Annotated in this window: 10 protein-coding genes; 3 read left to right on the top strand and 7 right to left on the bottom strand. The window is 26.6% G+C overall.

The window, feature by feature from the left end:
• The first annotated feature begins 126 nt into the window (after positions 1–126).
• A complete protein-coding gene (locus CSBG_RS03680; protein ID WP_008677182.1) occupies positions 127–1,911 on the top strand; it encodes an alpha-amylase family glycosyl hydrolase in 1,785 nt (594 codons plus the stop codon).
• Between the two features lie 125 nt (positions 1,912–2,036).
• Here the strand turns inward: CSBG_RS03680 and CSBG_RS03675 are convergent, their stop codons facing one another.
• From CSBG_RS03675 to CSBG_RS03665, 3 genes are all read right to left on the bottom strand, one after another.
• Positions 2,037–2,822, bottom strand: a complete 786-nt coding sequence (locus CSBG_RS03675) for a Cof-type HAD-IIB family hydrolase (RefSeq protein WP_008677181.1) — start codon at positions 2,820–2,822, stop codon at positions 2,037–2,039.
• A 27-nt stretch (positions 2,823–2,849) separates the two neighbouring features.
• Positions 2,850–3,608, bottom strand: a complete 759-nt coding sequence (locus CSBG_RS03670; protein WP_235840766.1) for a DeoR/GlpR family DNA-binding transcription regulator — start codon at positions 3,606–3,608, stop codon at positions 2,850–2,852.
• 270 nt (positions 3,609–3,878) lie between these two features.
• Positions 3,879–4,760, bottom strand: a complete 882-nt coding sequence (locus CSBG_RS03665) for a CPBP family intramembrane glutamic endopeptidase (RefSeq protein WP_008677177.1) — start codon at positions 4,758–4,760, stop codon at positions 3,879–3,881.
• Between the two features lie 611 nt (positions 4,761–5,371).
• Here CSBG_RS03665 and CSBG_RS03660 point away from each other — a divergent pair.
• Positions 5,372–7,036 carry a glutamine--tRNA ligase/YqeY domain fusion protein gene (locus CSBG_RS03660; RefSeq protein WP_008677175.1) on the top strand — a complete coding sequence of 555 codons (1,665 nt, stop codon included), beginning with the start codon at positions 5,372–5,374 and terminating at the stop codon, positions 7,034–7,036.
• Between the two features lie 339 nt (positions 7,037–7,375).
• A complete protein-coding gene (locus CSBG_RS03655) occupies positions 7,376–7,978 on the top strand; it encodes a DUF445 family protein (protein ID WP_008677173.1) in 603 nt (200 codons plus the stop codon).
• Positions 7,979–8,107: 129 nt separating this feature from the next.
• Here CSBG_RS03655 and CSBG_RS03650 read toward each other — a convergent pair whose 3' ends face one another.
• The 4 genes from CSBG_RS03650 to CSBG_RS03635 all read right to left on the bottom strand — a co-directional run bounded on the left by CSBG_RS03650 (position 8,108) and on the right by CSBG_RS03635 (position 12,593).
• A complete protein-coding gene (locus tag CSBG_RS03650; protein ID WP_008677171.1) occupies positions 8,108–9,532 on the bottom strand; it encodes a DUF4179 domain-containing protein in 1,425 nt (474 codons plus the stop codon).
• Positions 9,525–10,097 (bottom strand): sigma-70 family RNA polymerase sigma factor, encoded by a 573-nt coding sequence (locus tag CSBG_RS03645; RefSeq protein WP_008677169.1) that lies wholly within the window; start codon positions 10,095–10,097, stop codon positions 9,525–9,527. The genes CSBG_RS03650 and CSBG_RS03645 overlap by 8 nt, the downstream gene beginning before the upstream one ends.
• Before the next feature lie 307 nt (positions 10,098–10,404).
• A complete protein-coding gene (rsgA, locus tag CSBG_RS03640) occupies positions 10,405–11,241 on the bottom strand; it encodes a ribosome small subunit-dependent GTPase A (protein ID WP_008677167.1) in 837 nt (278 codons plus the stop codon).
• Between the two features lie 113 nt (positions 11,242–11,354).
• Complete coding sequence (locus tag CSBG_RS03635; protein ID WP_008677165.1) at positions 11,355–12,593, bottom strand: IS256 family transposase; 1,239 nt, start codon at positions 12,591–12,593, stop codon at positions 11,355–11,357.
• Between the last annotated feature and the right edge of the window lie 102 nt (positions 12,594–12,695).

Here is a 12,695-nt window from a genome sequence, read left to right as displayed (position 1 = left end):
AATAATACAAAATTGAATTTATATTTTTGTACTCCCGTCCAAATATATCTAACACTTACCATTTGCAATTGTTGTCATAAATGAACTGTGTTAAATTCAACTTAGGATATTTCTAGGAGGGGTAATATGAAGAAGAAAAAAATAATTTATTTATCTATATCAATAATTTTAGCTTTAATTGCTATAATAATTTCCTTTAACCTATTTACAAAAAATGATAAGACTCTTGAGAGCAAACCATTTTCATGGGATAATGTTAGTCTTTACTTTGTAATGACTGATAGATTTTATGATGGTGATAAATCTAATAATAATTCATATGGAAGAATTAGTGTAGATTCTAAAGGATCAACCGTTGGAACTTTTCATGGGGGAGATATTAAGGGTTTAACTAAAAAATTGAAAGAAGGATATTTTGATGATTTAGGAATCAATGCAATTTGGCTTACATCTCCTGTAGAACAGATACATGGATTTATCTCTGGAGACTCAAATGGCTCCTTTGCTCATTATGGTTATCATGGGTACTATGCTTTAGATTGGACTTCAATAGATAAAAATATGGGTACTGCTCAAGAAATGAGAGAATTTGTTGACTTAGCTCACTCAAAAGGAATAAGAATTGTTTTAGATGTTGTAATGAATCATACTGGATTTTCTACTTTAAAAGATATGTCTGATTATGAGTTTTCACCACTTAAAAATGATACAGTAGATATTTCTAACTGGACTCCTAGTGAAAATGAAAACTTTGATACTTATAATAAAACTATAGTTGATTATTCAGGACATAAAGAAGAATGGGCTAAATGGTGGGGAACTGATTGGATAAGAGCTGGACTACCTGGATATACACCTGGTGGTTCAAATGATATAAGCATGAATCTTTCTGGATTACCAGATATAAAAACAGAATCTACAAATCCTGTAGATATTCCACCAATACTTAAAACTAAATGGGCAAAAGACATTACAGAAAAAAATGATAAATGGATAATTCCAGCTGCTGAAAAATATAGAGAAAACTTAAATATAGCTCCTTCAGAATATATAATAAAGTGGCTATCATCTTGGGTAGAAGAGTTTGGAATAGATGGTTTTAGATGTGATACTGCTAAACATATAGATATGTATAGATGGCAAGAATTAAAAGAAGAATCAAATAAAGCTCTAAAAACTTGGAGAGAAAAAAATCCTAATAAACCTGGTGCTAAATGGACCGATGATTTTTGGATGACAGGTGAAGTTTTTGGACAAGGACTTGATAAAAATGAATATTACAATAACGGATTTGATTCAATCATAAACTTTAAATTTCCAAAAGGAGATAGCTTAGATTCACTAGAAGAAATTTATTCTGAATATGCAGATAAAATAAACTCCGATCCTTCATTTAATGTTTTAAGCTATATCTCATCTCATGATACAGGATTAACTAGAGGTAATATGATAAATTTAGGCACAAAACTTATGTTAGCTCCTGGTGGTATAGAAATTTATTACGGTGATGAATCAAATCGTAAACCTTCAACTAATACTGTAACAACTGCTAAAGATCAACCTTCAAGATCAGATATGAATTGGGATAATGTAGATAAAAATGTACTATCTCACTGGCAAAAAATTGGTAAGTTTAGATCAAATCATATTTCAGTAGGTGCAGGAGAACATAAAGAAATTCAAACTTCTCCTTATACATTTAGTAGATTTTATAATAAAAATGATTTTAATGATAAAGTTGTTGTTGCAACTGATGTTTCTAATGAAGCTACTATAGATTTATCATCTGTATGGGAAGACTCTACATCTATAAGAGATTTTTATACTGGCAAGAAATACACCGTTAAGGATGGTAAAGTTACTGTCAAAGCTGATAGCAATGGTGTTGTATTATTAGAAGAAGTAAAGTAAAAATGATACAATCTCAGAAATCTATTTAATATAAAATTTGCTCAATTTCAAGTAAGCTCTATTGCTTAAAAAAGTTAATTTCTTATTTAAAAAAGGGTCTCGTGAAACGAGCCCCTTTTAAAATTTTATATACCTACAACTTCTTTTATAGCTTCTACTACTCCATTATCATTATTACTTCTTGCAATAAATCTTGATACCTTCTTTAAATCATCATGTGCATTTTCCATTGCAAAACTATAATAAGCACTACCCATCATTTCTAAATCATTAAGATAATCTCCAAATACCATTGTTTCTTTATGATCAATATCTAACATCTCTTGAATTTTATTTATTGCAACCCCTTTATTGACCCCTTTAGCAGTTATATCAAGCCATATTTCTCCTGACACTGTTACTTGAAGCTTGTCTTTATATTCATTATAATACTTATCACTATTAAATTCAGATCCTGAAAAATCACATATTGTTACCTTTAATATGTCATCTTCTACCTTAGTTAAATCATCAATTATTTCGTATCTTTCATAATATTTTTCTGTTTGTTCTACTAATCTCGATTCATTACTTTCTATATAAGCTGATCTTTTGCCACATACTATAACATGAGCATTCTCTATAGTTCTACCTATTTTAATAAGTTCTAATACAACATTTTTATCTAAAGCATTAACAAGAATTTCTTCACCTTTATATACTACAAAAGTTCCATTTTCAGCTATAAACATCATATTATCTTTTATTTTTTCAAATCTTTTTAATAAGTTATAATATTGTCTTCCACTTGCAGCTGCAAATATTATGTCTTTTTCAACAAGCTTATGAAAAATATCAAAAAACTCCTTATTTATTTCATTATTCTCATTTAGCAATGTTCCATCCATATCTGATGCTATAAATTTTATCATACGCTTGATCACTCCTAATTATTATATTTAATATATCACTTTTACATTATATTTTGATAAGCCATCAATTATATTTTCTTCTGGTTTCTTATCTGTAATTATATAATCAACATCACCTAATTCACAGAATTTATATGATCCATCATTATAAAATTTTTCATTAATAGTAATTAAATATCTTTTTTTACTTGCTTTTATAATTGCTTCTTTTGTACTAACTTCATCCAAATTAAAGTTACTTACAAAATTGTCTTCTATATTAATTCCACCAGCTCCAATAAAAGCTTTATCAATTTTGAATTTTTTGATTTCATTTACAGTAAATGCTCCAACAGTTCCTCCTGTTTTCTTATTATACATTCCACCTAATTGTATTATATCTACATTAGGTATCGAATCAAATGCCATTGCAATTCTATTCATATTTGTTATTAGGGTTATATTCTTTGTAAATCCTGTCATCATTGTTGCAACTGTATAATTAGTACTTGAAATATCCATAAATATTACATCATTTTCTTCAATTTCATCCATGACCAACCTTGCAATCTTTTCTTTTTCTTCTATATTACTTATTATTCTTGAAGTAGTATTATCATTATGAATTATTTTTCTTTCTAAAATTGCACCACCATATGTTCTTTTTATATTTCCATGTTGCTCCAACTTACTTAAATCCTTACGAATCATACCTTCCGAAACATTAAATTTTTCACTTAAGTCTTTTACTCTTACTTTCCCATCTCTCTTAAGCATTTCTAATATATCTTCTAGTCTTTCTTCCATAAACAAACAAATCCCCTCACTTACCCTATAAAACTAATTTTATTTGTTATCATTTATTATCATTTGTTATCTTTTAATATTATTTTATAACATTTATTATTATTATTCAAGTATAACAAATCTAATTTGTAGTTTGTAAGGAAGAGTAGTCATATATAAATTTTCTTACTACGTGATTTCTCTTTAAGTCAATTCCCCTACATCGTTACTCAAAAACTAAAAAACTAAAAAATATAAAAGGAGTTATTTAAAAATAACTCCTAATAAACACTAATTTAAATTTCTATAATCATTAAAATTAATTGTATCACTTTCATAGCTAATATTTTTCTTATTAACAAAATAAAGTGATATTATTATCCCTATAGCTCCAACTATTACAAAACTTATAAGAATACTTGTTAATGATGGAACATTTTTCAAAATATATGGTGATAAAGTAGCTATACTATTATTAACCATATGCATTATTATAGCTGGCCATAGTGATTTTGTTTTATATGTTATATATCCAAACACTAAACCTAATAATGTAGCATAAGTACCTTGAATAAAATTACCATGGAAAATCCCAAAGAATAAAGCTTGAATAATTATTGTCCATAAAACCGATATATTTTTATTTAAAGTCTTAAATATAACACCTCTAAACATAAACTCTTCTGTAAATGGTGCTATTATACCTACTGTTAATAAAGCAATAAATATATTACCTTCACTTAATGGTGCTAGAAGATTTTCCATAATAGAAAAATGATCTTTAAATAACCCTGCTTCTTGAACTAGACTTAATGCACCAACGTTAAATAACCATGCACTTATCCCTAAAGTTACCCCCATTAAAAGATTTATTTTAACAGTTTTAACTATTTGTAACTCTTCCTGAAAACTCTTCTTTCTTATCTTATATATTAATAAGAATACTAATACTGTTATTATTGACGATGCTAATAAAATATAGTTTGTTGCTCCTAGCATTTGATTAGTTATCTCATCAACATTTGGAGCATTTGTAGATATTTCATCTATGTTTTTAATTGCATATATAACTCCAACTAATATTCCTCCAATCATTGATACTATTAATTGAATTCCAAAGGTTACAAATAAATACCCAATTGCTGCAAAAAAACTTTTTAATTTTCCTTTCATTTTCCTACCCTCTTTCCAGTAAATTATATACCATATTTTCCCTAATATAATTATATATTACATTTACTTATTTAACTATATTATTTATAAAAAATAAGGCTTTTGCATAAATTAAAAATCTTATTTTTATAAGTTTATACTATTCTTAATACAATTTTATTTATATATCTTATAAATTCTTTAACTTTTTGGTTAAATACTCATAAAAAACTCCTTTTTACCATACTTATATCTTTATTTTTTTTCATCCTTAGTTTAAAATTAGAAGTAAAACTAGCATATTATTATCTAGATATATACATAAATTTATTAAAATCACGAATATATAAGTTATAGTAAAGATTTAACTTTTTAATAAAATATCTGAGTAATTGATAAAATATAAATAAAGTTAATATTTAAGTAACTTATATAAAAATTACATACTATATATAGTTTCAATTTTTATGCCTTAATTAACTAAAAATATAAAATCTTTAATGCACTTATAATTTCAATTATTTTATTATTAATTGAAACATATATATGATAAATTGATTTAAAAGTAAAAAATAGTATATAACTAATATATAAGCAATAAAAAGATAAATTTATATAGGAGAGGTATTCGTATGTCAAATGAAATTAATTCATCAAATTTTATAAGAAATATAATAATTGAAGATTTAGAAACAAAAAAACATGATGAGATTATAACTCGTTTTCCACCTGAGCCAAATGGATATTTACACATAGGTCATGCTAAATCAATAGTCCTAAATTCAGGTCTTGCAAAAGAATTTAACGGAAAGTTCAACTTAAGATTCGATGATACAAATCCAACTAAAGAAGATACTGAGTATGTTGAATCTATTAAAGAAGATGTTAAGTGGCTTGGCGGAGATTGGGATAGTATTTACTTTGCTTCAAACTACTTTGATATAATGTATGATAAAGCAAAACTTTTAATAAGAAAAGGATTAGCTTATGTATGTGATTTAACACCTGACGAAATAAAAGAATATAGAGGAACTTTAACTGAACCAGGTAAAGAAAGTCCTTATAGAAATAGATCAGTTGAAGAAAACCTTGATTTATTAGAAAGAATGAAAAAAGGTGAATTTAAAGATGGAGAAAAAGTATTAAGAGCTAAAATCGATATGACTTCTCCTAATATAAATATGAGGGATCCTATAATATACAGAATTGCACATGCTACTCATCATAATACTGGTGACAATTGGTGTATATATCCTATGTATGATTTTGCTCATCCACTTGAAGATGCAATAGAAGGTATAACTCATTCAATTTGTACTTTAGAATTCGAAGATCACAGACCTCTTTATGATTGGTTTGTAAGAGAATGTGAAATGGAAAGCACTCCAAGACAAATAGAATTTGCTAGACTTAACATTACTAACACTGTTATGAGTAAGAGAAAGCTTAAACAACTAGTAGATGAAAATATAGTTGATGGTTGGGATGATCCAAGAATGCCTACAGTATCTGGTTTAAGAAGAAAGGGCTATACTCCTGAAGCTATCAGAAACTTCTGTAGTGCAATTGGTGTTTCTAAAGCTAATTCAGTTGTAGATTCTCAAATGCTTGAATATTTTATAAGAGAAGATTTACAACTTAAAGCTAATGCTGCAATGGCTGTTATGAGACCATTAAAGGTTGTTATCACTAACTATCCAGAAGGTCAAACAGAAATGCTACCAGTTCCAAACAATGCAAAAAATGAAGCTGCTGGTACAAGAGAAGTTCCATTCTCAAGAGAAATATATATAGAGCAAGAAGACTTTATGGAAGTACCTGTTAAAAAGTATTTCAGACTATTCCCAGGTAACGAAGTTAGATTAATTGGTGCTTATTTTATAAAATGTAATGATGTTATAAAAGATGAAAATGGTAATGTTGTAGAATTACATTGTACTTATGATCCTGAAACTAAGAGTGGATCTGGCTTCACTGGAAGAAAAGTTAAAGGAACTATTCACTGGGTAGATGCAAAAACTGCTAAGCCTGCTGAATTTAGACTTTATGAACCATTAATATTAGATGATGCTCCTGAAAATGAAGGTAAGCACTTCTTAGAACAAATAAATCCTAATTCATTAGAGGTACTACAAGGATATATTGAAGAAACTACTGCTAATATAGCTAAACCACAAGATAAATTCCAATTAGTAAGAAATGGTTTCTTTAATGTAGATCCTAAGTACACTACTGATGATAAATTAGTATTTAATAGAATAGTATCTTTAAAGAGTTCATTTAAAATTAATAATTAAATAATGAAAAAATGAAAAAACGAAAAAATTATTGATGTAATTCAGCATAGCTGAATTACTGGATTTTTAAAGAGTTGCATTTGCAACTCTTTTTGTTTTATATAAATTATATTTTAAGTAGTCTCAAAATTACTTCTTTATATATTTTTAATTTTTTACTCTTAATTTTATAATCTTTATATTCCTTATATAAATTTGTACTAATTAGTCAACTTTCTATTGAAATAATTTTATATTCCTTATAAAATTATCTATAGATTTAAATGCTCTTTATATTAAATCTAATTATAAATTTTTATAATATTATGCTATTACAGTTTACATAATTAGGAGGTACTTATGAATAATTTTATTACTATTTTAATATTAACAATTGTTGGCGGGCTTATTGGATGGATAACTAATATCTTGGCAATAAAGCTTTTGTTTAGACCAATTAAACCTGTTAAGATTCCTATTTTAAATATTGAAATATTAGGATTAATTCCTAAAAGAAAAAACGAAATTGCTGCTAATATTGGTGAAGTAATTTCTAATGAATTACTTTCAATGGATGACATATTAGATCAAGCTTTAAATAATTCAAATGGAGAAAATTTTAATTCTTACATAACAGATAAAATTAAAAACATTATAAATGAAAAGCTTAATATTATTCCTATGCCATTTAGAATGATGGCTGCTCCTTATATTGATGAAATTTTAAATAAAGAAGTACCTAATGCAGTTGATGAAATTAGCGTTGATCTATTAGATAAGGCTAAAGAAAATGTTAATATTCAAGAAATTGTTGAAGAAAAAATTAATCAATTAGATTTAGAAAAATTAGAAGATATCATAATTAAGGTTGCTAAAAAGGAGCTAAAGCATATTGAAATTTTAGGTCTTGTCCTTGGAGCTATTATTGGAGTACTTCAAGGTGTTTTAGTTATTTTTCTTTAATCTCTAAAAACAGACTTTAAAACCATATAACTTTATGAATTATTACTAAATAATTCAATAAAAAATACTGTATTACAACTCTAAGTAATACAGTATTTTTAGATTAATGCTATTTTATATTAGTAGAATTTATTTATCTAAATTAATAGTTATCTTTTCCTCTTCTAATATTTTATCCCCACTACTCATCTTGGTGATAAAGTACTCTTTATTTTTATCCAATGCTGGTAATGTTAGTGTAAAGTTATAGCCATCATCAATTCCGTTAAATTTAGTTTCTAGAATCTCTATATCCATTGTGTCTTTATACCAATCTTCTTCTTGACCATTATTAGAGTTTTTATATTTATTGATTTTATCTTCATCCCAAATTTCAACTTCTAAATTCTCTAATCTATATATATATTTTTTAACTTTTACCTCTATTACAGTTTTATCTTCTTTGAATTCAATATTTTTTATAATATATTCTTGTTCATCTCCTATCTTTATAGCTGTTTCACCATTTCTATTTATTTTCTTCATCATTAACTCTCTGCTATAATCACTTTTACTTATAACTGGTATAATAGTCATTGATTTTGTTTCTTCAGGAATACCTTCATATCTCCAATAATAATTACCTTTAACTCTTTCATCATTTACATTTTTCCCTCTACCAGATCCACCTATCATACTTAAAGGAAGCCCTTTATCATCCTGTATAAAAAACTTCAATGTATACTTCTCCCAAAAATTTTCTGAATTATTTTCAGTATCCTTTAAAAGTTCTATATCTGTATCTAAATAAATAATAGTGTTTAGTTTTGATGTAATTAACTCATTAATCTTAAACATACTATCATCATATTTTATTTCTTTGTTTACTTCATATTCTTCTTTCCCCATATCCTTAGAATCTATAGAAAACTTAAATTTAAGCTTTTTAGGATAACTTCCTACCCAATTTCCATATAAATCATTAACTATAAATTCTATTTTCGCTTTATCTGATAATTCATTTTCTGTAAATGCATAAGATGCTAATCCAACATAAGTATTTTCATCTATGAACTCACCATCATTTTCTTCATTTTTATAATTTATATTTTTAAAACCACTTTTTATAATAGGAAATATTATAGGTTTATCATCAAATCCACTTTCTGACTTTAGCTCATATGCTATAGCAAGTTCAACTCCATCATAGTAAATATTTTTAATTGTCATTGTAATATCTTCATATTTTTTTGTTATATTTATATCCTTGGCTCCTTTTATATATTGATCTCCAACACCTATAGCATCATTTATACTTTTAAAAGTAGCCCCTATTATTGGTAAACTTTCTGCATATGCAGGCATAAATGTATTTAAAGTTAATATACCAACTATAATTATCGCTGCTACTTTGGATATATTTTTCAGCTTGCTTTTTTTCTTTATTTTTCTCTCAGGTAATTCATCTAAAGTTTTTAATATATTATTCTTCAATGTGTCTGGAATATCTATTTTAATATCATTTACTTTATCTTTAATCACTTTATTAAATTTATCATTTTCATAATTATTCATGATTATCACCCTCACTCATAATATTATAAATTTTTTCTCTACCTCTATTAAGCCTAGACTTTATAGTTCCCTTAGGAATTTTTAAGGCATTACTTATTTCTTCTATTGACATATCATCGAAATAAAATAACCACATAGTTATTCTTAAATCAGAACTCAATGAATCAATAGCCCTAATTAAATCTATATTTTTATATTTATCCTCATAAACCTCATTGTTAATTTGTGAATCTTCAATATAAGTAACCTTTTTATTTTTTCTTATTATATTATTACATTCATTTATCAAAATCCTTGTTAACCATGTTTTAAAAAACTCTTCATTTTTTAAACCTGAAATTTTTTCATAAGCCTTAAGTATAGTATTTTGAAAAGCATCCTCTATATCATATTCACTATTTAGCATGCCCCTAGCTACTATATATAAAGACTTTAAGTTCTCTTGAACTAAGATATTAAATGCTTCCTTATCTCCATCTATTGCTAATCTAACATTATTTTTCTTAAGCTTTCCATCTTTATATTTATTGAATACCCCTATAGGAATAATATTAGACATATTCATTATATTTCTCCTTCCCATCTAACATAGCTATGTTAACTTACCTTCACTTAATTAGACGCATATCTTAATTTAAAGGTTCCATTTATATTTTTTATTTTATTAATTATTTTTGTTGGTTTACTCTATTTTCATAATCTTCATTAATCTACTCATAGTAGAAAATTTATAATATCTTTTTTAAGTTTAACGTAATAAAATAATAATTTTCTAGATATTCTTACTTATTATATCAAAAAAGATAGTAGACACTTTTTGTGTTTACTATCTTTTTAAACCTTTAACTATATAATAATTAAGTTATTTGACTTTAATTATATTTCTTCCTTTTCTCTTCAACTTTACTTCCAAACATACTCTTTAACTTTTGTCTTTCTTGTTGCTTAGATTTTGATAAGTTGTATTCCTCTTCTCTTTTTAGCTTTCTATATCTTTCTAGCCTTTCTGGATCTAAAGTTCCATTTTCTATGGCTTCTCTTACTGCACACTTAGGCTCATTTTTATGAGTACAATCAGAAAACTTACATTGCTTTTCTAAATCTTCAATATTACTAAAAGATTTATCTACATCTGATGATATTAATCCAAGCTCCCTCATTCCAGGTGTATCAATTATTACTCCACCAGACTCTATAGCAAATAGCTCTCTATGTGTTGTAGTATGTCGTCCCTTATCATTTTCACTAATTGAATTAGTTTTTAAAACTTCTTTATTCATTATCTTGTTAATAAGAGTGGACTTTCCTACCCCTGATGATCCTATAAAGGCTATTGTTATTCCAGACTTTATATATTTTTTAACTTCATCATATCCATCTTCATTAATGCTTGATGTTACTATTATATCTATTCCTATAGCTATCTCTTCTATCTGTTTTACTTTGTCATTTATGTCTTCACACAAATCTGATTTAGTCAATATTATGACTGGTGTAGCCATGCTATCCCAAGCTACTGCAATATATCTTTCTAGCCTATTTATATTAAAATCATTATTTAATGACATACATATAAAAACATAATCTATATTAGATGCAACTATTTGCTTATCATATCTATTTCCCGCAGCTTTTCGTGAAAAATGAGAGAATAGATAATTCTGTGTAATTATTATTTTTATTGTTTTAATATTACTGGAAATTTTCATTTCCAGTAATATTTTTTTATATTTAAGAAATACTAATAATGTTTCTTATTACCTTTTTTAGTATTTCAAAAAAATCAAATAGTATGCATATAATTTATAAAAAGTACAAGCTTCTAAGCTAATTCATCTTTTAATTGATCTTCAAATACTATTGAAAGCTCCGCTAGCGTAGCTCCCCAATTATGTATAGGTTGGGTCCATTTTTCTAATATCTCCATTGTTGCTAAGTAAACACATTTATTTAAAGATTCATCGGTCGGAAATATAACTCTAACTTTAGTAAATTTACGTATTTGTCTATTAAAGCCTTCTAAAACATTTGTAGTATAGATCATTTTTCTTATACTTGGAGAGAATTCAAAAAATGTTGAAAGGTTACTCCAATTGTTATACCAAGAATCAATTACTATTCCATATTTAGCTCCCCATTTTTCTTTTAAGTTATCTAGCTGCGCTAACGCAAGTTCTTCTGTTGTGGCCTTATAAACTTCTTTTAAATCCTTCATAAATTCCTTTTTATCTTTTGAAGCTATATATTTGATTGAATTCCTTATTTGATGAACGATACAAGTTTGAATATTTACTGATGGAAACACTGTTTTTATAGCTTGTGGAAGTCCTTTTAATCCGTCCATACAAGCAATCAAAATTTCTTTTACCCCTCTATTCTTTAAATCATTGCAAATACCTAACCAGAACTTAGCTCCTTCAGCTTCATCAACCCATATACCTAATATATCCTTATATCCTTCCATAGTGTAACCCAAGCAGATATAAACTGCTTTATTAACTATCTTTCCATTACTTCTAACTTTAAAATACATAGCATCTAAATAGACTATTGGATATATTTTATCTAAAATTCTATTTTGCCATTCGGCGGCGCTAGCAAGCACTTTATCAGTTATTTTAGATACCATTGATGGTGATATAGTTATTCCATATAAATCTTCAATTTCAGCTTGAATATCGGATGTTGACATTCCCTTAGCATATAAAGAGATAATCTTTTTATCTAATTCCGTACATACAGTTTCGTATTTTTTTATAATTTGTGGCTCAAATTCGGCATTTCTATCACGGGGTACGTCTAAGTCGACGTCACCGAAGGAGCTTCTTAAGTTTTTAGTGCTATATCCATTTCTATAGTTCTTTTTTAATTCATCTGGAGTTTCTTTTCTTTCATATTTATTTCTACCTAAATGTTCTTCCATTTCTCCTTCTAATATATTTTCAAGAACATCTTTAACAAGCTTCTGAATAAGCCCATTTTTCCCCATAACATCATCAATAGTTTTACATTTCTTTACTTCCTCATTGTAATCAAAGTTGGTATTAATATTCTTTGTCATAATTTTTCCTCCTAAATTTATATAGTATATTATTCCAAAACCACCAGCTGTTCATACAAACAGTAGTTAGTTTTGTTTTTACACAAAACTAACTACTGTCCC

This window comes from Clostridium sp. 7_2_43FAA, assembly GCF_000158375.2.
In the GTDB taxonomy this organism is placed as follows: Bacteria; Bacillota; Clostridia; order Clostridiales; family Clostridiaceae; genus Clostridium; species Clostridium tertium.
The sequence above is the reverse complement of the archived record's forward strand: the minus strand, read 5'-3'. Positions and strand labels throughout refer to the sequence as shown.